This window comes from Citrobacter sp. RHB35-C21 (assembly GCF_013816515.1).
Taxonomy (GTDB): domain Bacteria; phylum Pseudomonadota; class Gammaproteobacteria; order Enterobacterales; family Enterobacteriaceae; genus Citrobacter; species Citrobacter braakii.
In genome coordinates, this window is record NZ_CP057147.1 from 4,161,714 (window position 1) to 4,184,964 (window position 23,251).

Annotated in this window: 19 protein-coding genes; 1 reads left to right on the plus strand and 18 read right to left on the minus strand. The window is 52.0% G+C overall.

Annotated features, from left to right (window positions below; translation table 11 throughout):
- Nucleotides 1-20: 20 nt before the first annotated feature.
- The 18 genes from ldcC to rpsB all read right to left on the minus strand — a co-directional run bounded on the left by ldcC (nt 21) and on the right by rpsB (nt 21,910).
- Nucleotides 21-2,159, minus strand: coding sequence for a lysine decarboxylase LdcC (gene ldcC / locus HVZ39_RS20305; protein ID WP_016151770.1), 2,139 nt, complete (start codon nt 2,157-2,159; stop codon nt 21-23).
- Nucleotides 2,160-2,258: 99 nt separating this feature from the next.
- Nucleotides 2,259-3,218, minus strand: a complete 960-nt coding sequence (gene accA, locus HVZ39_RS20310; RefSeq protein ID WP_003018513.1) for an acetyl-CoA carboxylase carboxyl transferase subunit alpha — start codon at nt 3,216-3,218, stop codon at nt 2,259-2,261.
- Nucleotides 3,219-3,230: 12 nt separating this feature from the next.
- Complete coding sequence (gene dnaE, locus HVZ39_RS20315; RefSeq protein WP_016151769.1) at nt 3,231-6,713, minus strand: DNA polymerase III subunit alpha; 3,483 nt, start codon at nt 6,711-6,713, stop codon at nt 3,231-3,233.
- Nucleotides 6,714-6,737: 24 nt separating this feature from the next.
- Nucleotides 6,738-7,334, minus strand: a complete 597-nt coding sequence (rnhB, locus tag HVZ39_RS20320; protein WP_019078405.1) for a ribonuclease HII — start codon at nt 7,332-7,334, stop codon at nt 6,738-6,740.
- The gene (lpxB, locus tag HVZ39_RS20325) at nt 7,331-8,479 is read right to left on the minus strand and encodes a lipid-A-disaccharide synthase (protein WP_003829168.1); all 1,149 of its coding nucleotides are present in this window, start codon (nt 8,477-8,479) and stop codon (nt 7,331-7,333) included. The genes rnhB and lpxB overlap by 4 nt, the downstream gene beginning before the upstream one ends.
- Complete coding sequence (gene lpxA / locus HVZ39_RS20330) at nt 8,479-9,267, minus strand: acyl-ACP--UDP-N-acetylglucosamine O-acyltransferase (protein ID WP_003018525.1); 789 nt, start codon at nt 9,265-9,267, stop codon at nt 8,479-8,481. The genes lpxB and lpxA overlap by 1 nt, the downstream gene beginning before the upstream one ends.
- Before the next feature lie 3 nt (nt 9,268-9,270).
- Entirely contained in the window at nt 9,271-9,726 is a 456-nt protein-coding gene (fabZ, locus tag HVZ39_RS20335; protein WP_003018528.1) for a 3-hydroxyacyl-ACP dehydratase FabZ, read from the minus strand.
- A gap of 103 nt (nt 9,727-9,829) precedes the next feature.
- The gene (lpxD, locus tag HVZ39_RS20340; RefSeq protein ID WP_046275342.1) at nt 9,830-10,855 is read right to left on the minus strand and encodes a UDP-3-O-(3-hydroxymyristoyl)glucosamine N-acyltransferase; all 1,026 of its coding nucleotides are present in this window, start codon (nt 10,853-10,855) and stop codon (nt 9,830-9,832) included.
- Nucleotides 10,856-10,858: 3 nt separating this feature from the next.
- Nucleotides 10,859-11,344, minus strand: coding sequence for a molecular chaperone Skp (skp, locus tag HVZ39_RS20345; protein WP_016151765.1), 486 nt, complete (start codon nt 11,342-11,344; stop codon nt 10,859-10,861).
- Between the two features lie 122 nt (nt 11,345-11,466).
- Nucleotides 11,467-13,881, minus strand: coding sequence for an outer membrane protein assembly factor BamA (gene bamA / locus HVZ39_RS20350; RefSeq protein WP_151222945.1), 2,415 nt, complete (start codon nt 13,879-13,881; stop codon nt 11,467-11,469).
- Between the two features lie 29 nt (nt 13,882-13,910).
- Nucleotides 13,911-15,263 carry a sigma E protease regulator RseP gene (rseP, locus tag HVZ39_RS20355; RefSeq protein WP_016151763.1) on the minus strand — a complete coding sequence of 451 codons (1,353 nt, stop codon included), beginning with the start codon at nt 15,261-15,263 and terminating at the stop codon, nt 13,911-13,913.
- A gap of 11 nt (nt 15,264-15,274) precedes the next feature.
- The gene (cdsA, locus tag HVZ39_RS20360) at nt 15,275-16,132 is read right to left on the minus strand and encodes a phosphatidate cytidylyltransferase (protein WP_016151762.1); all 858 of its coding nucleotides are present in this window, start codon (nt 16,130-16,132) and stop codon (nt 15,275-15,277) included.
- Nucleotides 16,133-16,144: 12 nt separating this feature from the next.
- Nucleotides 16,145-16,903, minus strand: a complete 759-nt coding sequence (gene ispU, locus HVZ39_RS20365) for a (2E,6E)-farnesyl-diphosphate-specific ditrans,polycis-undecaprenyl-diphosphate synthase (RefSeq protein ID WP_003018543.1) — start codon at nt 16,901-16,903, stop codon at nt 16,145-16,147.
- Between the two features lie 312 nt (nt 16,904-17,215).
- The gene (gene ispC, locus HVZ39_RS20370) at nt 17,216-18,412 is read right to left on the minus strand and encodes a 1-deoxy-D-xylulose-5-phosphate reductoisomerase (protein WP_181632899.1); all 1,197 of its coding nucleotides are present in this window, start codon (nt 18,410-18,412) and stop codon (nt 17,216-17,218) included.
- 218 nt (nt 18,413-18,630) lie between these two features.
- Complete coding sequence (frr, locus tag HVZ39_RS20375; RefSeq protein ID WP_016151760.1) at nt 18,631-19,188, minus strand: ribosome recycling factor; 558 nt, start codon at nt 19,186-19,188, stop codon at nt 18,631-18,633.
- 139 nt (nt 19,189-19,327) lie between these two features.
- On the minus strand, nt 19,328-20,053 hold the full coding sequence (pyrH, locus tag HVZ39_RS20380; protein WP_005132114.1) for a UMP kinase: 726 nt from the start codon (nt 20,051-20,053) through the stop codon (nt 19,328-19,330).
- A gap of 145 nt (nt 20,054-20,198) precedes the next feature.
- Nucleotides 20,199-21,050 (minus strand): translation elongation factor Ts, encoded by an 852-nt coding sequence (tsf, locus tag HVZ39_RS20385; protein WP_016151759.1) that lies wholly within the window; start codon nt 21,048-21,050, stop codon nt 20,199-20,201.
- Between the two features lie 134 nt (nt 21,051-21,184).
- A complete protein-coding gene (rpsB, locus tag HVZ39_RS20390; protein WP_016151758.1) occupies nt 21,185-21,910 on the minus strand; it encodes a 30S ribosomal protein S2 in 726 nt (241 codons plus the stop codon).
- 449 nt (nt 21,911-22,359) lie between these two features.
- Here rpsB and map point away from each other — a divergent pair, with 449 nt between their 5' ends.
- A complete protein-coding gene (map, locus tag HVZ39_RS20395; RefSeq protein WP_016151757.1) occupies nt 22,360-23,154 on the plus strand; it encodes a type I methionyl aminopeptidase in 795 nt (264 codons plus the stop codon).
- Nucleotides 23,155-23,251: the final 97 nt, after the last annotated feature.

A 23,251-nucleotide genomic window follows, 5' to 3' on the forward strand; every position in this document is an offset into this window, starting at 1 on the left:
TAATGGGTTCACGCAAGTCGTCATGCCATTTTTAGGACTCGCACGCGATACACGCCATCTTCACCCAGTTTAGCGCCATGGATATCGGTTTCAAATCCAGGATAGTGATGGCCCACTGAACACAACATCAGCAGAAAATCGAGTACAGCCCGACTTTTGGCCGTGATCATTTCCCCGGGCATCAAGAGCGGCACACCGGGAGGATAAGGCAGAATCATATTGGCAGAAATGCGCCCCACCAGTTGATCGAGCGCCACCGTTTCGACCTCACCTTTGATCTGCCGCTGCCAGGCCTGGTGCGGGGTCATTTTCATTTCCGGTAAGGTATCAAATGCCCGCAGCATCAGCCCGGAGAGATCGTGCTGGCGGATCAGCTTATGGATCCCCTGCGCCAGATCCTGAATACGCATATTACGATAGAAATCGGGATCCTCGGCATACAGATCCGGCAGCATATTTTTCACGCGTAAATTCAGATCGTACGAGCGTTTAAATTCCGTCAGGCCGCGCAGTAGCCCCATCGCCCGGGTTTTATCAATGCCAATACTGAACAGGAACAACAGATTATACGGTCCCGTTTTCTCGACAACGACACCGCGCTCATCAAGGAATTTCGCCACCAGCGCCGCAGGGATCCCCTCTTCACTCATATTTCCCTGTTCATCCATTCCCGGCGTAAGAATGGTGACCTTCACCGGGTCGAGGAACATATGGTCGGCGTCAGCATCAACAAATCCGTGCCAGTCTTCACCAGGCGCTACCGGCCAGCACTCCGCCTCATCTACCCTTTCCGGCTGCCAGATATCAAAGAACCAGCCATCCGACTCTTCGCGTAGCCGCTGCACTTCTTTACGGAAATGCAGCGCCCGCTCCACTGAACGATTGATTAACCGCTTGCCTGAATTGCCACGCAGCATTGCCGCCGCCGTTTCTATCGACGCAACAATCGGGTAGCTCGGGGAAGTGGAAGTGTGCATCATAAAGGCTTCGTTGAACGTCTCTTCGTCGTAGTCGCCCTTAATGTGGATCAGAGAAGCCTGTGATAGTGCCGCCAGCATCTTGTGGGTTGACTGGGTTTCAAAAATCACTTTCCCCGGCACCCGTTCGCCGCTCATCCCACTTTTCCCCTGATAGATCGGGTGAAAATGGGTATACGGCACCCAGGCAGAATCAAAATGAATGGAGGGCACATCCAGGGTTTGCTTGATCCAGTTAGTGTTATACAACAGGCCGTCATAGGTGGAGTTGGTGATCACCGCGTGTACCGGCCATAGTGCCTGAGGGGTCTCTTCTACCTTGCGTTCAATGCTTGCGCGGGTGAATTCCCGACGAGGTATACCGCCGAGGATCCCCAGCGCATTGCGCGTAGGCTTCAGCCAGATTGGCACCACATCGCTCATCATGAGCAAATGCGCCAGCGACTTATGACAGTTGCGATCAATCAGTAGCGTACTGCCTGAAGGCGCGGCATACATGCCGACAATCTTGTTCGACGTCGAGGTGCCGTTGGTCACCATATAGCTCTGCTCGGCGCCAAAGGTGCGCGCGATATACTCCTCCGCTTCCAGATGCGGGCCGGTATGATCCAGCAGCGAACCCAGTTCAGTCACGGAAATAGACACGTCGGCCTTCAGCGTATTGCCGCCAAAGAAATCATAGAACAGGCAGCCGACCGGGCTTTTCTGATACGCCGTTCCCGCCATATGTCCGGGCGTGCAGAAGGTGTACTTTCCTTCCTTCACATAGGTAAACAGCGCCTTGGTGAAAGGAGGGGTGATGTTATCGAGGTATTCGCTGGTGTACTGACGGATGCGGGTTGCAATATCTTCAGACTGGCCCAGCGCATACTCAAAAAACCACAGCGCCATGCGCAGGTCGTGTGCGCTGACATCCATCGTCGAATGGGTATTAATAAAGGCGTAGAGCGGGAGATACTCGTTGAGCTGGTTGATGTCACTGCACAGATCCAGGCTGTATTCATCCCAGTCAAAAATGACACCGCAAATTCGTGGGTTATGTTCGATAAACTTAAGCAGGTCGACGCTATTCTGCGGCCAGATAATCTGAAACCCCTGCTGTTGCAGCGCACGCTCAAGTTCCTTGATGGGCTCATCTTTATAAAAGACGCCATGCGGTCCCATGATGGCAATGATATTCATGCGTTCCTCCTGGAAAAACCTTAGTTAATCATAGCCTGGTGAAACCACAGGTAAAAAAAAGGGCCACAGCGTTGTGGCCCTTTTCAGAATTAATGCAGTTTACGCGTAACCGTAGCTCATCAGACGCTGGTAACGACGGTTTTTCAAATCATCTTTGCTTAACACGTCGAGATCGGCGAGATCGGCCAGCAGCTGTGCTTTCAGGGACGCAGCCATCACTTCCGGGTTGCGGTGCGCGCCGCCCAGCGGTTCCGGGATGATAGAGTCGATAAGCTTCAGCTCTTTCAGACGCGGCGCGATAATCCCCATCGCTTCTGCGGCCAGCGGCGCTTTGTCGGCGCTTTTCCACAGAATGGAGGCACAGCCTTCCGGGGAGATAACGGAATAGGTGCTGTATTGCAGCATATTCACTTTATCGCCTACGCCGATCGCCAGCGCGCCGCCGGAACCACCTTCACCAATAACGGTGCAGATTACCGGTACGCTCAGACGCGACATTTCACGCAGGTTGCGCGCAATCGCTTCAGACTGACCACGTTCTTCCGCGCCCACGCCCGGATAAGCCCCTGGGGTGTCGATGAAGGTAATGATCGGCATATTGAAACGCTCGGCCATTTCCATCAGACGCAGCGCTTTGCGATAGCCTTCCGGTGCCGGCATGCCGAAATTACGACGAATTTTTTCTTTGGTCTCACGGCCTTTCTGATGACCAATGATCATCACCGGACGGCCATCCAGACGCGCGATGCCGCCGACAATAGCTTTATCATCCGCATAGGCACGATCGCCCGCCAGCTCATCAAATTCATCAAATGCCAGGCGGACATAATCCAGGGTGTACGGACGCTGTGGATGGCGCGCCAGTTGGGCTACCTGCCATGCGCCAAGATCGGCGAAGATTTTACGCGTCAGCTCTACGCTTTTTTCACGCAGACGATGCACTTCTTCATCGATGTTAATATCCAGTTTCTCATCCTGACGGCTAACCGCAGTCAGAGAATCGATTTTTGCTTCCAGCTCTGCAATCGGCTGTTCAAAATCAAGGAAATTCAGACTCATAGTATTCCTGTATTAGTCAAACTCCAGTTCCACCTGCTCCGAACCAATAAGGCCACGGAGATCGTTTAGCAAACGATCGCTCGGAGAGACACGCCACGTTGCGCCAAAACGCAATCGCGCACGTGCATCCGCCCTCTGATAGTAGAGATGTACTGGAATTGTCCCCGAGCGGTGGGGTTCCAGAGACTGACGGAGTCGGTTTAAAAGCTGGTCATCAATTTGCCTGTCCGTCAGCGAGATAGCAAGCCCGCGAGCATATTTTTCCCGGGCTTCGTCAATATCCATGACTTCACGGGCCATCATTTTAAGCCCGCCACTGAAGTCATCAAAGCTGACCTGTCCGCTGACGATAAGTATGCGGTCTTTTTCCAGCAATTGCTGGTATTTATCCAGGGCGTCGGTAAACAACATAACTTCCAGACGCCCGGAACGGTCATCCAGGGTACAGATGCCGATACGATTGCCGCGCTTGGTGACCATTACCCGCGCAGCAATGACGAGCCCCGCAGCCGTGGTGACTTTACCACGTTCTGTCGGATGCATGTCTTTCAGCCTGTGGCCTCCAACATAGCGCTCAATTTCTTTTAAATACTGGTTGATGGGGTGTCCCGTCAGGTAAAGCCCTAACGTTTCACGTTCCCCTTCTAATACCACCTGCTCCGGCCACGGTGTACAGTTAGCATAAGACTGTTCAATTTGTTCCGGCTCTTCAGCCAGCACGCCAAACATGTCCGCCTGACCCGTTGCCTCGGCTTTCGCATGCTGATCGGCGGCTTTTAGCGCATCGTTGAGCGAATTCATCAGCGCCGCACGATGCGGACCAAGGCGGTCAAACGCCCCGGACATGATTAACTTTTCCAGCACCCGGCGGTTGAGTTTTTTGATGTCCGTGCGCGCACAGAGATCAAACAGCTCGCGGAAGTAACCGCCTTCGTTGCGCGCCTCAATAATAGCTTCAATTGGCCCTTCACCCACGCCTTTTATCGCGCCGATGCCATAGACAATTTCGCCATCATCATTCACGTGAAAATGATAAAGCCCGGAGTTGATATCCGGCGGCAGGATTTTGAGCCCCATACGCCAGCATTCATCCACCAGCCCGACCACTTTCTCGGTGTTATCCATATCGGCGGTCATTACCGCCGCCATAAACTCGGCGGGGTAATGCGCCTTCAGCCATAGCGTCTGGTAAGAGACCAGCGCATAGGCAGCGGAGTGCGATTTGTTAAATCCGTAACCGGCGAATTTCTCCACCAGGTCAAAGATTTTCATCGCCAGTTCGCCGTCGACGCCGCGCTTTTTCGCCCCTTCTTCAAAGGTGCCGCGCTGCTTAGCCATCTCTTCCGGCTTTTTCTTACCCATCGCACGACGCAACATGTCCGCACCGCCAAGGGTATATCCGGACAGCTCCTGGGCAATCTGCATAACCTGTTCCTGATACAGGATAATGCCGTAGGTCGGCTCCAGTACCGGTTTCAGACACTCATGCTGCCATTGTACGTCCGGGTAGGAAATCTCTTCGCGACCATGCTTACGGTCGATAAAGTTATCTACCATCCCCGACTGTAGCGGACCTGGACGGAACAGGGCCACCAGGGCGATCATATCTTCGAAGCAGTCAGGCTGCAGACGTTTGATAAGATCTTTCATGCCGCGGGATTCTAGCTGGAAGACCGCCGTGGTCTCCGAACGTTGCAGCATGTCGAAGCTTTTCTTGTCATCCAGCGGGATAGCGGCGATATCCAGCGGCGGCTCGCCGTTCTTTTCACGGCGCGCGTTAATCATTTCCAGCGCCCAGTTGATGATGGTGAGCGTACGCAGGCCGAGGAAGTCGAACTTCACAAGGCCGGCATATTCCACGTCGTTCTTATCAAACTGAGTAACCGGGTGCAGCCCCTGTTCATCGCAGTACAGCGGCGCAAAATCGGTAATTTTGGTCGGCGCGATAACTACACCACCGGCGTGTTTACCGGCGTTACGCGTGACGCCTTCCAGCTTACGCGCCATATCGATCAGCGCTTTAACCTCTTCATCTGCCTCATAGATTTCCGGCAGTTGGGGTTCGGCTTCAAAGGCTTTTGCCAGCGTCATGCCCGGATCGGGCGGCACCAGTTTCGAAATACGGTCAACGAAGCCGTACGGGTGTCCCAGCACGCGCCCCACGTCGCGGATAACCGCTTTGGCCGCCATCGTACCGAAGGTAATAATCTGCGAAACCGCATCACGACCGTACATTTCCGCCACGTGTTCAATTACCCGGTCGCGTTTCTCCATACAGAAGTCAACGTCGAAGTCGGGCATTGAGACACGTTCCGGGTTCAGGAATCGTTCGAACAGCAGGTCAAATTCCAGCGGATCCAGGTCGGTAATTTTCAGCGCATAGGCGACAAGCGAGCCCGCACCGGAACCGCGTCCTGGACCTACCGGTACGCCGTTATCTTTCGACCACTGGATAAATTCCATCACGATCAGGAAGTAGCCAGGAAATCCCATCTGGTTGATAACTTTCAGTTCAACTTCCAGACGTTCGTCATAAGGCGGGCGCTTCTGGGCGCGAACTTCAGGGTCCGGGAACAAAAACGCCAGACGCTCTTCCAGACCTTCGCGCGATTTCGCCACGAGGAAATCCTCGGTGGTCATATCACCGGTCGGGAACTGTGGCAGGAAATACTCACCCAGACGTACCGTCACGTTACAGCGCTTAGCTATCTCAACGGTGTTTTGCAGCGCTTCCGGAATATCGGAAAACAGCTCGCACATCTCATCTTCGCTACGCATGTACTGCTGCGGCGAATAATTACGTGGGCGTTTCGGGTCGTCAAGGGTGAACCCGTCATGGATTGCCACGCGGATTTCATGCGCGTCAAAATCACCGGTTTCAAGGAAACGAACATCGTTAGTCGCCACCACCGGAAGACCACGCCTTTCCGCCAGCTCTACCGCTGCATGCAGATAATTTTCTTCATCTTGCCTGCCGGTGCGGATAAGCTCGAGGAAATAACAATTTGGAAAATGTTCTTCGTAAAACGCTACGCACTCATCAACCAGTGCGCTATTACCGCGCAGCAGGCTGCGCCCAACGTCGCCCATGCGGCCGCCGGAGAGCAAAATCAAACCTTCTTTTAACTCGGCCAGCCAATCCCGGTCGATGACCGGCCCTTCTGCGCCATAACCACGCTGATAGGCTTTCGATATCAACAACGTCAGGTTCTGATAGCCAGTATTGTTTGCGGCCAGCACGGTGAGCTGCGTGAGTTCATCGCCCAGCAGCTCGCTACGGACATGAAAATCTGCGCCAACTATCGGCTTGATACCCGCACCGTGACCCGCTCCGTAAAACTTCACCAGACCACACAGGTTGGTAAAATCGGTGATCGCCAGCGCAGGCATGCCTAACGCGGCCGCCTTTTTCACCAGCGGCCCGGTTTTCGCCAGCCCATCGATCATGGAGTAGTCGCTGTGCACCCGCAGGTGGACGAAACGAGGTTCAGACATCTTCAGATTCCTTCGACACAAGAATCAGGACGTGAGTCCCAGTGCGCGTTTGACGGGGCCAAAACTACGGCGATGGTGCTCTGTTGCGCCATGCATTGCCAACTTTTCCAGATGAAAAGCGGTTGGATAGCCTTTGTGCTGTGCAAAGCCATACTGCGGGAACACCGTATCCAGGGCCGCCATTTCAGCATCGCGAGTGACTTTTGCCAGTATCGACGCCGCGCTAATCTCCGCCACACGGCTATCACCTTTTACCACCGCCAGCGATGGCACCGGTAATGCCGGGCAACGATTGCCGTCGATCAGTACGTATTCCGGCGCTATATGCAGACCCGCAACCGCACGCTGCATGGCCAGCATAGTGGCATGTAAAATATTCAACTCGTCGATTTCATGTGGTTCCGCACGCCCCAGGCTCCAGCTTAACGCTTTTTCTTTAATCTCATCGAATAGCGCCAGGCGACGTTTTTCCGACAGTTTTTTTGAGTCGTTAAGACCGATAATAGGGCGAGCCGGATCCAGAATGACGGCGGCAGTGACGACCGCGCCGACCAAAGGACCACGTCCAACTTCATCTACACCCGCCACTAAATGCGTATGCGGATATACAAATTCAATCATTGCGCTAACTCCAGGACCGCATCCGCCGCCTGCTCATCAGCGTTGCAACGGATCTGCTGATGCAGTTCACGGAATGTGTCGTGCATCGCATGACTGGTTTTGCCATTCGCCAGCAACGGCAACAGCGCTTGCGACAGCGCCTGCGGTTCGCACTCTTCCTGCAACAGCTCTTTAACCAGTTCTCTTCCCGCCAGCAGGTTAGGTAGCGAAACGTAATCGGTCTTCACCAGACGCTTTGCCAGCCAGAAGGTGAAAGGTTTCATACGATAGCCAACCACCATCGGGCATTTTGCCAGCATACATTCCAGCGCAGCGGTGCCGGAAGCCAGCAGTGCGGCATCGCTGGCAACCATCGCTTCACGTCCCATCCCATTAAGCAGATGTACGGAAAGCTCCGGCGCAACTTCAGCTTTAATGCGCTCAAACTGCTCGCGACGTTTGGCATTCACCAACGGCACTACCACTTCGAGATCTGGATAATGCTGGCGTAACAACTGCGCCGTTTTCAGAAAATCGGCGCTAAGCATCTCAACTTCTGCGCCACGACTTCCTGGCAATAGCGCCAGGCAGTGAGCGTCATGGGGAATACCCAGAACATCACGAGCCGCGTTTTTATCCGGGTCCAACGGCATGGCATCTGCCATGGTATGACCGATAAAGCGGCACGGGACGTTAAATTTGTCATAAAACGCTTTTTCGAAAGGCAGAAAGGCCAGCACCATATTGGTGGATCTGCCTATTTTGAAAACGCGTTTCTGTCGCCAGGCCCACACAGAGGGGCTGACGTAATGAATGGTTTTAATGCCCTGCTTTTTTAAGTTACCTTCGAGGGTAATATTGAAATCAGGCGCATCAATACCGACGAAAACATCCGGCTTTAAGTCTGTAAATCGGCGAGTGAGATCGGCGCGAATATGCAGTAACCGGCGCAGGCGTCCGAGCACTTCAACAATGCCCATTACCGCCAGCTCTTCCATTTCGTACCAGGCTTCACAGCCTTCGGCCTGCATCAGCGGACCCGCCACGCCAACAAAACGCGCATTGGGAACGCGAGCCTTGAGTGCACGAATTAACCCTGCACCAAGAATATCGCCGGAGGTTTCTCCGGCGACGAGGGCAATCGTTAAAGGACGCTGCTCAGTCATTAACGAATCAGACCACGCGTTGAGCGCTCAAAGAAGTCGCTGAAAGCCTGAACTTCAGGGTACTGTTTCGCCAGTTCCGCGATTTCCGGTTTCACTTCTTCCAGCGTTTTACCGCTACGGTACAACGCTTTGTAGGCATTACGAATCGCGGTAATCGCTTCGCGGGTGAATCCACGACGCTTCAGACCTTCGATATTGACACCAAATGGCGTTGCGTGGTTGCCCTGGGCGATAACGTACGGAGGCACGTCCTGAGCAACGCCAGAACAGCCGCCAACCATCACATGCGCGCCGATGATGCAGAACTGATGCACCGCAGTCATGCCGCCGATGATAACAAAATCATCCAGCGACACATGCCCGGCAAGCGTGGCGTTATTCGCCAGAATACAGCGGTTGCCTACCGTACAATCATGCGCGACGTGCGCATTAATCATCAGTAAGTTATCGCTGCCCACCTTCGTCACTCCACCGCCCTGCACTGTGCCACGATGAATGGTGACGCTTTCGCGGATGCGGTTGCGATCGCCAATTTCCACGCGGGTCGGTTCGCCAGCATATTTCAGATCCTGGTTAACTTCACCGATGGAGGCAAACTGATAGATCTCGTTATCGCGACCAATTTTTGTATGGCCATTCACGACAACGTGAGACTTCAGTACGGTACCCTCACCAATTTCAACATGGGGTCCAACAATACAAAATGGGCCAATGTGAGCGTTAGCGCCAATGCTGGCGCCTTCTTCCACAATGGCAGTTGGGTGAATAAAGGCGGATTTATCAATCACGTATCAGGCCTCCCGGCTACGGGCACACATCATCGTTGCTTCGCACACAACTTTACCGTCGACCAGCGCAACCCCTTTAAAACGGGTCAGGCCGCGGCGCGTTTTCTCGAAAGTCACTTCCATGATCATCTGATCGCCTGGCACGACAGGACGCTTAAAGCGCGCTTCGTCAATACCCGCAAAATAGTACAGTTCACCTGGTTCCAGTTTCCCTACGCTTTTAAACGCGAGGATACCAGTGGCCTGCGCCATTGCTTCCAGAATCAGTACGCCAGGGAAAATAGGTTTACCCGGGAAGTGGCCCTGGAAGAAAGGCTCGTTAACAGATACATTTTTCACTGCGCGCAGAAAGCGACCTTCTTCAAAATCCAGCACGCGGTCAACCAGCAGAAACGGAAAACGGTGCGGCAGAAGTTCTAAAATCTCTTCAATATGCAGAGTATGAGTGTTAGTAGTCAAAATACTCTTCCTGTCAAAATATACTAAAAGGCAATAATAACACGGCCTGTCGCAATCGTATGAATGGGACAGGCCGAAAAGTCAGACATGCAAAAACGGTGCTTTAGTCTTGTTGATTAACCTTGCGCTCAATCGCTTTGAGACGCTTGCTCATATCATCAATATTCATCACCAGTGCAGCTGTTTTACGCCATACCTTATTGGGCTGTAGCGGAATGCCTGAGGAATAGACGCCAGATTCGGTGATAGGACGCATCACCATACCCATGCCAGTAACCGTGACTTTATCGCATATTTCCATATGCCCATTGATCACGCTGGCGCCGCCAATCATGCAGTAACGGCCAATCTTCAGGCTACCCGCCATAATGACGCCACCGGCTACCGCCGTATTGTCGCCAATCACAACGTTATGCGCAATCTGGCACTGGTTATCAATGATAACACCATTACCGATCACAGTATCGTCCAGCGCACCACGGTCAATGGTGGTACAAGCGCCGATCTCGACGCGATCGCCGATAATCACGCGACCAAGCTGCGGGATCTTCACCCAGTTACCGCGATCGTTCGCGTAACCAAATCCATCAGATCCGACGACAGTGCTGGACTGGATCAGGCAATTCTCACCGATCTGAATGTCGTGGTAAATCGTCACATTCGCCCACAAGCGTGAACCTGCGCCGATTTTAGTATTTTTTCCGACGAAGCAGCCTGCGCCGATAACGACGTTATCGCCCAGTTCTACGCCAGACTCAATGACCGCATTTGCGCCCACAGAAACATTATTACCCAGCTTCGCCGTCGCATCGATCACTGCACTCGGTGCAATGTTTTGTGCGGGCTGCGGCGTGGTATCTAAGATTTGCGCCATACGTGCATAGGTCAGGTAGGGATTCTTCACTACCAGCGCTGCACTCTTAGCAAAAGGAAGATCGTCCTGCGTCATCACAACGGCAGAGGCCTGGCATACGCCTAAGTGTTCACGGTACTTAGGATTCACCATGAACGTGATATTGCCAGTTTGCGCAGATTGCATGGACGCTACGCCGGTGATGACGATATCGCCATCACCGTGTAATTCTGCATCCAACTGCTCTGCTAAATCAGCCAGTCGAATTGAAGGCATTACTTATTTAACCTGTTTCAGTACGTCAGCGGTGATGTCTTTTACATCGCTGCTGTTGTATGCAACGGTGTTTGCGTCAACAACCAGATCGATGCTCTGACTGTTAGCAACAGATTTCACAGCTGTCTGGATACGAGTAACCAGTTTGCCACGTTCTTCGTTGGAACGACGCGCACGATCCTGCTCAAAAGCCTGAGCTTTCTGAGAGAAAGTCTGACGCTGAGCCATGACGTCTTTTTCCAGCTTGGTACGATCGCTACCCGCTTTCATGGATTGCAGACGCTGCATTTTAGATTGCAGATCAGATTCCATACGCTGCAGTTCGCTGGCACGGCCTTTGAACTCGTTTTCCAGCGTAGCAGAAACGCCCGTCTTCTGTGCAACCTGTTGGAACAAGCTACCCATGTTGACGATTGCAATTTTGTCAGCAGCCTGTGCGGACGTTGCCATCGCTAAACCGAGACCTGCAGCTAATAACCACTTTTTCACAATTAACTCCTTACCATCCCATTTGCACCCGAAGGTACAGTTCTTTGCGTGGCCAGGCGATCCCATGCAAGATCGCCTAAAGTCATCGCTACACTACCACTACATTCCTTTGCGAAGAACAATTACCAGGTTTTACCAATGTTAAACTGGAACTGTTCCGCTTTGTCTCCATCGTACTTCTTGAACGGCTGGGCGTAGGAGAAAACCAACGGCCCCAATGGGGACATCCATTGTAAAGCGATACCCGCTGACATACGGATATTGTTCGGATCGCTGTAGTCCGGATAACCAGAGTACTTAGCTGAATCCCAGTTCGTATCCCAAACGGTACCCATATCCCAGAAGAATGAGGTACGGACCGAGTTGGCATACTTGTCGCTGATAAACGGCGTCGGGGTAATAAATTCCAGGCTGGCGACAGCCATGGCGTTACCGCCTACCGCATCATCCGATTTACACGGTGAAGTATTGGTAGCGTCACATTCGTTATCGTAATCGCTATCGTTGTTATAACGATTAGCCGGTAAATAGACAGCCTTTGGACCGATGGTGTTGGACTGGAAACCACGCACGGTGCTGGAACCACCGGCATAGAAGTTCTCGTAGAACGGCATCTCTTTGCTGCCGATGCCGTCACCATAGCCCCACTTCGTGCGACCCAGAACAACCCATTTGTGATCGTCATCGATCGGCACATAGGTCGCGGTATCCAACGTCGCTTTGTAGTATTCGTTGTCAGAACCCGGAATGGTTACTTTACCGTTCAGGTTGACACGCGTACCTTCCGTTGGGAAGTACCCACGGTCCAGCTTGTTATATGTCCACCCATAGTTGAAGGTGAAATCGTCTGATTTAAAGCTATCAGCGTCAGGATCCTTACCCATTGAAACCAGATAACGTTGCATTGCAACCTGTGGATCCATGTTAGACAAGGAGTTATGCACATAACCCACACCCGCACGTAAGGTGTTGTATTCGTTGATCGGGAAGCCGAGCGTTGCGTCAGTACCATAACTTTTGTTGGTATAGTCGGACAGGTCTGCATCATCCGCTTTAAAGTCATTGTAGAAAACGCGACCACCAAGGCTCACCCCATCAACGGTGAAATATGGGTTGGTGACAGACAACTCAGTATAGGTCTGATAGTCGTTTTTGGTGCCGTTGATCCCGACTGAATAACCGGTACCTAACCAGTTATCTTGCTGAACGCCAGCCTGGAAGCTCACGCCGCTTTCAGTACCGTAACCAACGCCGAAGTTAAAGCTACCGGTGTTACGCTCTTTAACCTTATAGACCACATCAACCTGATCCGGCCTACCCGGTACACGCTGAGTATCGGTATCGACAGTTTCAAAGTAACCCAGACGGTTCAGACGCTCTTTACCCTGATCGACCAGATCACTACCCAACCAGGCACCTTCCATCTGGCGCATTTCGCGACGCAGAACGGAATCTTTAGAGGTGTCGTTACCTTCAAAACGAATCTTACGCACGTAGAAACGGTTACCTGCATCCACGTTTACGCGTAATTTAACGGTTTTGTCGGCGTCGTTGATTTCAGGTTGCGACTGTACGCGCGGATAGGCATAGCCATAGCGACCCAGAAGCTTCTTGATATCATCTTCCATTTTGGTCACTTTGGTGCCGTTATAGAGTTCGCCTGGCTCGATTTTGGTCAGGGTCTCAATTTCGGCGGAGTGCCCAGCCAGGTTACCGCTCACCTGTACCCCTGAAAGCTTGTATTGATCGCCTTCAGTGATGTTAACGGTAATGTAGATACCTTTTTTATCCGGCGTCAGGCTAACCTGGGTGGAATCGATATTGAAGCGAGCATAACCGCGATCCAGATAGTAGCTGCGCAAGGTTTCAAGATCGCCCGCCAGTTTCTGTTTCTGGTATTTACGATCGCCCACCACGTTCCACCACGGCACTTCATCACGCAGTTGGAAGTGAGAGATCAGTTCGTCGGTCGAGAAAGCATGGTTGCCGACGATATTGATCTGTTGGATCTTCGCCGAAACGCCTTCCTGGAAGACCAGCTTGAGGTCAACGCGGTTACGCGGCAACGGCGTTACCACCGCTTTCACACTGGCGCTGTACTTACCGACGCTATAGTAGAAATCTTCCAGCCCTTTTTCGATATCGGCTAGCGTGGTGCGATCCAGAGACTCGCCAACACGCACACCAGAAGCCTCGAGGTTTTGCTTGAGCATGTCATCTTTCACCGATTTGTTACCGGAGAAAGTGATGCTGGCAATCGTCGGACGTTCTTTTACCTGAACCAGAAGGGTATCACCATCGCGCAGGACGCGGACATCCTCAAAGTTACCGGTGGCGAACAGAGCACGAATGGTATTACTGATGTCTTCATCATTAACCGTGTCGCCTGTGCGCACCGGCATACTGAGGAGAGCCGCACCAACGGCGACTCGCTGTAGGCCTTCGAAATGAATGTCCTTCACTACGAACCCTTCAGCACCGTATACGGTGGCGCTGCTAAACAGCAGCGACGCTATGAGCAACTTTTTCATCGCCATCGTTATTATGCGTTCTTCCTAACACTCTCTTACAACCGAGAGAAATCATTGAAAAGTGCAAGCCCCATTAACAACACCAGCAAGATAGAGCCAATGCGATAACTAAAGTCTTGAACCCGCTCGGATACCGGACCGCCCTTCAGCTTTTCAATCGCCAGGAACAGCAGATGCCCCCCGTCAAGAACGGGCAACGGAAACAGGTTGATTATCCCTAAGTTCACGCTGATAAGCGCAAGGAACATCAGGTAATAAATAACCCCGAACTCCGCTGACATCCCAGCCCCCTGGGCGATAGAAATCGGCCCACTGAGGTTGTTCAGTTTTACATCACCGGTAATCAATTTTCCCAGCATACTGACCGTCAGCTTCATCAACTGCCACGTTTTATCCGAGGCTTCGAGGATGGCGCTGAATGGCCCATACTGGCGTACAGTCTTATACTCATCAGGCAGAGGAATAACTTTAGGCACCACGCCCGCAAAACCCTCTGCCTTCCCGTTAACCTGTTTTGAATCTGGGGTTAACGTTAAAGACAAGGAACTTCCTTGTCTTTCAATATCTAGCGCTAACGGCTTATCCGGATTATCGCGCACCAGCGTCACGAACGTCATCCATTGCGTCAGCGGCTGACCATTGACTTTAACGATCCTGTCGCCAGCTTGCAAACCCGCCTTACTTGCAGCGGAGTTTACCTGCACTTCTGACAGCACCGATTCAATCTGCGGACCGCGCGGGCGAATCCCTAAACTGGAAACAGGATCCTCTTTGTCTGGCTCAAATGCCCAATGGCGTAAATCCAGCGTTTTGTCCTGCCGCTGGTTGCTGCCAAACTGCGCCACGCTGAGAGTCGTATGTTCATCGCCAATTTTGGATACCAGTTGTAATCGCACGGCATCCCAATCAGGGGTTTCGATACCATCAACCGCTTTTAGTTCCGTACCCGGCTGAATTTGCGCCTGTGCGGCAATCGAGTTGGGTGTTATTTCACCAACAACCGGACGAACGCCAGGGACACCGATGATAAACACCAGCCAATACGCGAAAATAGCAAAAAGGAAGTTAGCAATCGGACCTGCGGCAATGATGGCTGCGCGTTGTCCAACCGTTTTATTGTTGAAAGCGTAATGGCGCAGCTCCGGTGCGACCGGTTCAGCGCGCTCATCCAGCATCTTGACGTAACCGCCGAGGGGAATCAGGGCGATGACGTATTCCGTACCTGATTTATCGGTACGCCGCCAAAGCGCTTTTCCAAAGCCAATGGAAAAGCGTTCGACGCGGACTCCGCAGCGCCGTGCAACCCAGAAATGACCAAACTCATGCACGGTGATAAGCACACCAAGTGCAACGATGAATGCAGCCAGATTCCAGAGAATACTCAGCATAAGACCATCCGTTAGAGCGTCCTGAATACCAGTAACAACAGGCAGGCAAAGACCGGTACCGCAGCCGTCAGGCTATCAATACGATCCAAAATACCGCCGTGTCCTGGTATTAAGTGACCACTGTCCTTAATACCTGCTTCACGCTTAAACATACTCTCGGTCAGGTCACCCAGCACGGAGGCCAGGGCTGCAACGATAGAGCAAATAAGCAAGGTGACAGGCGCAACCTCAAGATTCGCCCACATGCCATAACCCCATGAGATCACGGCCGCAGTGGCGAGTCCGCCAATAAAACCCTGCCAGGTTTTACCAGGAGAAACCTTCGGCGCCAGCTTGTGTTTGCCAAACAACTTACCAAACATATAGGCACCCGAGTCCGCTCCCCAGACGAGGATCATGACATACAGCAGCCATAGCGCGCCACTATAATGATTCTCATCATAGTGCCATGCACGTAGCGCCAGCATTCCCCAAAAGAAAGGGACTATGGTTAACACGCCGAAAATTATGCGTAATGTTTTGGAATTACGCCAGACCGACGCAGAGCCGGGATAAAACAGCACCAGTAACAGCGCCACGACCCACCAGCCCAGCGACGCCCACAGCGATACTTCAACCAGCGGCTGATGAATATTGCGATGGTATTCCGGCAACAAAAATAGCATCAGTGCCAGCAATAGCCCGCACAAAACAGCCAGCCAGACTCGCTGGGTACGCGTGGTAAAACCGCTTAACTGTCCCCATTCCCAGGCGGCCAGCATACAGACGGCCAGCGTAACAATGGCGAACCCCACCGGCGGCAGCAAAAACAGCGCCGCGATGACAACGGGTATTAAAACAAAAGCAGAAATCAGGCGATACTTCAGCAAAAGCGACCCCCATCAGGCTTTTTCATCACCGGGCTCGGTGCCGCCGAAACGACGCTCACGATTAGCAAAGGCATGCAGCGCACCTTCAAAGTCTTGTTCATCGAAATCGGGCCAGAGAACATCCGTAAAGTAAAGTTCGGCATAGGCAATTTGCCACAACAGAAAATTACTAATTCGATGCTCTCCCCCAGTCCTTATCACTAAATCCACAGGAGCCAGTTCATGCATACAAATTTGCTGCCCCAGCATCTCTTCATCGATTTGCTCTGGACGCAGCAGACCATCCTGCACCTGTTGTGCCAGTTGTCTGACTCCCTGGACTATATCCCACCGTCCACCGTAATTCGCTGCAATATTAAGCGTCAACCCGGTATTCTGGGCGGTAATCGCTTCTGATTTGCGAATCCGTTCTTGCAAACGTGAGTTAAATCGACTGATATCCCCGATAATACGCAGACGTACGTTATGGCGGTGCAGGTTTTTCACTTCGCTATCAAGCGCCCACACAAACAGCTCCATTAACGCGCTCACTTCCTGCGCAGGTCGGTTCCAGTTCTCACTGCTAAAGGCATACAGCGTTAACGCATCAATACCGTTATTGGCAGCAAAAGAGACAGCCCGGCGGACGGACTTTGCTCCGGCCTTATGTCCAAAGGCGCGAATCTTCCCTTGCTTTTTCGCCCAGCGGCCATTGCCATCCATGATAATTGCTACATGGCGACAACCATGTGCTGGCAAATTTTCGCTTAATGGTTTAGTTGCAGACAACATAACGCGTTTTTAGTCCCTGAAAGGATTATACGGTACTCAGGAATACTGAAGCCTTTTGCGCTTCATCCTTCAGGCTGCTCCTTCGTCGGCTGTGATCTTCGCCCAAGTCACATACTCTTTGTATGCTCCAGGGGACTCATCCACTTGCCACCTTGATGCAACCTGAATGATTTTGTGCATCCACAAAAAAGCCGTGTCAAACCACGGCTTACCCGACCGAAAAAAAACAAATACCCGCGATCGAGTGGCGCAGACTATATCACTGAAGCCCAACGCTAACAAATAGCGCGATTCTCCGTGGAGGGATTATCATCAGCTTGAGCGTCGCATCACTTCTTTTCTGGCGACTTCCCGCGCGATAGCATCAACCTTCAGCACGTCATCAACGCTCTGTGGCTCCTGCAAATCCATCTTATCCAGTACGGATAAATTCAGGTCAGCAATATCGGTAAATCGGATCTGCTGCGCCAGGAATGCGGCAACGGTAATTTCATTCGCTGCGTTCAAAGCGGTCGTCGCCGCCTGCCCTTGCTCAAACGCGTCCATCGCCAGTTTCAGGCATGGATAACGCTGGTAATCAGGTGCGGAAAACGTCAACGCACTGAGCTTGCAAAAGTCGACAGGCTTAACGCCGGACGTCACTCGTTCTGGCCATGCCATCGTATGAGCAATAGGTGTACGCATATCAGGTTCCCCCAACTGCGCCAGAACGCTACCATCCTGATAACGCACCATCGAATGAATAACCGACTGCGGGTGAATCAGCACTTCCATCTGGCTTGCATTGGCATTAAATAACCAACGCGCTTCAATGTATTCCAGACCTTTATTCATCATGGTGGCTGAATCGACAGAGATTTTTCGTCCCATCGACCAATTCGGATGACGACATGCCTGATCGGGGGTCATAGAAACCAGATCGCGCAATGGCGTTTCACGGAAAGGGCCACCAGACCCGGTAAGCAAAACTGAAATGACGCCATTTTGCTCAAGGTCAGCGTATCCCAGATTGTGTTGGATAGGTTGCGGTAAACTCTGAAAAATCGCGTTATGTTCGCTATCTACCGGCAAAAGCTGTGCTTTGTGGCGTTGCACGTCGTCCATAAACAGACGCCCGCAGGTCACCAGAGACTCTTTATTCGCCAGCAAAATGCTTTTGCCCGCGCGGATTGCCGCCAGCGTCGGTAGCAAGCCCGCCGCGCCGACAATCGCCGCCATAACCTGATCAACATCATCCAGCGCAGCCATATCACAGGCAGCCTGCTGCCCGCTCATAACCTCAGTACGACTGCCCTGCTCCAGCAGAGCTGCTTTTACCAACGTAGCGCTTTTTTCATCGTCCATTACCGCATAGCGAGGAGAAAATTCCAGACATTGCTCAACCATACGGACGACATTTTTACCCGCCACCAACGCAGCAACGCGAAATTTTTCCGGGTTATGGCGTACTACATCCAGCGTACTGCAACCAATGGAACCGGTTGATCCCAGGATGGTTAATTGCTTCATCAGACATCCAGAAGAATTTTACTCGTCATACTTCAAGTTGCATGTACGTTGGCTCTCCTCGTTCACCCCTGCCACGCACGGGTATACGCTTCCGGGGATGCCCTGCGTCGCCGCCTTCCTGCAACTCGAATATTTAGAGTATATAGACAGAAAAAAGCAAAACGCCGCCATCCAGCCTTCTCAGGCCTTCTAAGCGGCGTTTTTAGCGTACAGGCGAATCAGAACTGCATCAGTTCCGTTTCTTTCTCTGCCAGCGCCGCATCAACTTTCTTGATAGCTGCGTCAGTCAGTTTCTGTACGTCGTCCTGAGAACGGCGATCGTCATCTTCGCTGATCTCTTTTTCTTTCAACAACGCTTTCACTTTGTCGTTGGCATCGCGGCGTACGTTACGTACGGCAACGCGCGCGCCTTCAGCTTCGCCACGCACGATCTTGGTCAGATCTTTACGACGTTCTTCAGTCAGCGGCGGCAGCGGAACGCGGATGTCGGAACCCGCAGAACTTGGATTCAGACCGAGGTCGGAAGCCATAATTGCTTTCTCAACGGCTGGCCCCATAGAACGGTCAAACACGTTGATTTTCAGGGTACGGGAATCTTCAACCGTTACGCTTGCCAGCTGGCGCAGCGGGGTCGGTGTGCCGTAATATTCCACGACAATACCATCCAGCAGGCTAGGAGAAGCACGGCCCGTGCGAATTTTGCTGATTTGGTTTTTGAACGCTTCGACGCATTTGTCCATGCGTACTTCAGCATCTTTTCTGATATCGTTGATCACGTTACGAATCCTTGAAAGCTTGTTTCAGTCAGACCATACCCACCACGCAAGATGTGACAAGTATAGTCTTGATTAATTTTGAGGGACGTATCCCGCGACATTAAAGCGGAATATTACCTGCATTTAGCCGCAACGGGAATTATTCCGTGATTAACGTGCCTTCTTTTTCACCCATAACAACACGGCGCAGCGCACCCGGTTTGTTCATGTTAAAGACACGAATCGGTAATTTGTGGTCACGAGCCAGTGTAAACGCCGCAAGATCCATCACTTTCAGCTCTTTATCCAGTACTTCAGCATAGGTCAACTGTTCGTACATAGTCGCCGTTGGATCTTTAGCCGGGTCAGCCGTAAATACGCCATCGACTTTGGTGGCTTTCAGTACCACATCCGCTTCAATTTCAATACCACGCAGGCAAGCCGCAGAGTCGGTAGTGAAGAACGGATTGCCAGTACCCGCAGACAAAATAACAACGCGGTTGTTACGCAGCAGGCTGATTGCTTCCGCCCAGCTGTAGTTATCACACACGCCATTCAGAGGAATTGCGGACATCAAGCGAGCGTTCACATAGGCGCGGTGAAGCGCATCGCGCATCGCCAGACCGTTCATGACGGTGGCTAACATGCCCATGTGGTCGCCCACAACGCGGTTCATCCCTGCTTTCGCCAGACCAGCGCCACGGAACAGGTTACCACCACCAATCACTACGCCAACCTGGATACCCAGCTCAACCAGCTCTTTGATTTCCTGAGCCATACGGTCAAGGATGCTTGCATCAATACCGAAGCCTTCTGAACCTTGCAGAGCTTCGCCACTTAACTTAAGCAGAATACGTTTGTAGACGGGTTTTGCATTGGTAGCCATGTTTCTTTCCTGAGACTGTCAACGAATGAGATGAATTAATACCGGCGACATTGTATGTCGCTTTTCAGCATGACCACTATAGCGGTTCGCTGAATTTACAAGCCAGACACAAAAAGAAGCCGCCCTCAGGCGGCTCCTTTAAAAATTAAGACTGCTTGGACATCGCAGCAACTTCTGCTGCAAAGTCAGTCTCAACTTTCTCGATACCTTCACCCACTTCAAAGCGGATGAAGCCTGTTACATCAGCGTTGTGCTCTTTCAGCAGCTGACCAACAGATTTGCTCGGATCCATAACGAAAGGCTGACCAGTCAGAGAAACTTCGCCGGTGAATTTCTTCATGCGGCCTTCAACCATTTTCTCTGCGATTTCTTTCGGCTTACCAGACTGCATCGCGATGTCCAGCTGAACCTGGTATTCTTTCTCTACCACTTCAGCAGAAACGTCTTCCGGCTTAACGAATTCTGGTTTGCTTGCAGCAACGTGCATTGCCAGCTGTTTAACCAGCTCTTCGTCAGCGCCAGTTGCAGCAACCAGAACACCGATACGAGCACCGTGCTGGTAGTTACCCAGAACTTCGCCTTCCAGGGAAGCAACGCGACGGATGTTGATGTTCTCACCGATTTTAGCAACCAGAGCAACGCGTTCTTCTTCGAACTGCGCTTTCAGAACTTCAACGTCAGTGATTTTGCCAGCAACGGCAGCGTCCAGTACTTTGTCAGCAAATGCCTGGAAACCAGCATCTTTAGCAACGAAGTCAGTCTGGCAGTTAACTTCCAGAATGAAAGCGATGTTGCCGTCGATTTTGGTTTTGATTACGCCGTCAGCAGCAACGTTGCCTGCTTTTTTCGCCGCTTTGATTGCGCCGGACTTACGCATGTTTTCGATTGCCAGCTCGATGTCGCCATTAGCTTCAGTCAGTGCTTTTTTGCAATCCATCATGCCTGCGCCAGTACGCTCACGCAGCTCTTTTACCAGGGATGCGGTAATTTCAGCCATTCTAAAATCCTCGGAAGATTTGATCTGCCCGGCATGAAACCGCACAGATTTAAAAGTGAAAAAGGGGCCTAAAGGGCCCCTAACCAAACGTGATACTACCTGGTTTATAAGGGGGCTCGAACGAGCGTGCCTTATTATTCAGCTTCTACGAAGCTTTCTTCCGCCTGGGAAGCCAGATCCTGAGAACGGCCTTCACGAACGGTAGTAGCTACAGCGCCCAGGTACAGGGTCACAGCACGGATTGCGTCGTCGTTACCCGGGATAACGAAGTCAACACCGTCCGGATCAGAGTTGGTATCAACGATAGCAAATACTGGGATACCCAGGTTGTTTGCTTCTTTGATAGCAATGTGCTCGTGGTCAGCATCGATTACGAACAGAGCGTCCGGCAGACCGCCCATGTCTTTGATACCGCCCAGGCTGTTTTCCAGTTTCTCAAGCTCACGAGTACGCATCAGCGCTTCTTTCTTGGTCAGCTTTTCGAAAGTACCGTCCTGAGACTGAGTTTCCAGATCTTTCAGACGTTTGATGGACTGACGAACGGTTTTCCAGTTAGTCAGCATGCCGCCCAACCAGCGATGGTTCACGAAGAACTGGTCGCAGTTGTTAGCAGCTTCTTTCACCGCTTCGCTTGCAGCGCGTTTAGTACCAACGAAAAGGATTTTACCTTTACGAGCAGAGATCTTGTTCAGTTCAGCCAGAGCTTCGTTGAACATCGGTACAGTTTTCTCAAGGTTGATGATGTGAACTTTGTTACGCGCACCGAAGATGAACGGCTTCATTTTCGGGTTCCAGTAACGGGTCTGGTGACCGAAGTGAACACCAGCCTTGAGCATGTCGCGCATGGAAACAGTTGCCATGATTAAAACCTCTATATATAAAAGTTGGGGTTAAGCCTCCACGCATCCCATATTACCGACCCCAAAGGGCACCCCGGAATATGTGCCGATACGTGTGTGTTGTTACACAAAGTGAGATTTGTCGCTCCCGTCCATCGTGTGTAGTCTTCAAATGGATCGGAAGTCCGGCGCGCTTTATACCACAAATACGCTACCGACACCAATAATTGTTGGCGGTGCGTGCTGAATGAACGATGAATTTCGTGTTACAGGGAGGCAGCCAATTTTTGCATCTCCGGGAGCCTACATGCAGTAAGCGGCTGGAGTGAACAAATACAGCCAACACACCTGTGGCACGAAAGGCGAAGTTCAGAATGATTCTCAATTTGGCAGCATGTATGCCGGACTGATACCATTGGCACCACTTAAACAATTATTGCCGATATCATCGGCACTGATGGACAGAATTCATGGCTATCTCAATCAAGACCCCTGAAGAAATCGAAAAAATGCGCGTCGCTGGCCGTCTGGCCGCCGATGTACTGGAGATGATCGAACCGTTTGTTAAGCCAGGCGTCAGCACCGGCGAACTGGATCGCATCTGTAATGACTACATCGTGAATGAGCAGCAGGCCATTTCCGCCTGCCTGGGCTATCACGGTTATCCGAAGTCCGTGTGCATCTCTATTAATGAAGTGGTGTGCCATGGGATCCCGGACGACGCCAAGCTCCTGAAAGACGGCGATATCGTCAACATCGACGTAACCGTGATTAAAGACGAGTTCCACGGTGATACCTCGAAAATGTTCATCGTCGGCAAACCAACCATTCTGGGCGAGCGTTTGTGCCGCGTCACGCAGGAAAGCCTGTATCTGGCGCTGCGGATGGTAAAACCGGGTATTCGCCTGCGCACGCTGGGCGCTGCGATTCAAAAATACGCGGAAGGCGAAGGCTTCTCTGTGGTCCGTGAATATTGCGGTCACGGCATCGGTCGCGGCTTCCATGAAGAGCCGCAGGTTCTGCACTACGATGCAGACGACGGCGGTGTGGTACTGCAGCCGGGCATGACCTTCACCGTAGAGCCCATGCTGAATGCCGGTGATTACCGCATCCGCACCATGAAAGACGGATGGACGGTGAAAACTAAAGATCGGAGCTTGTCTGCTCAGTACGAGCATACTATTGTGGTGACGGAAAAAGGCTGTGAAATTCTGACATTACGCAAGGATGACACCATCCCGGCGATCATCACACACGACGAATAATGTTTTGCCTGATGGCGATGCACCCGCATCTTATCAGGCCTACAAATTGTACTACTTCGTAGGCCGGATAAGGCGTTCACGCCGTCATCCGGCTTTT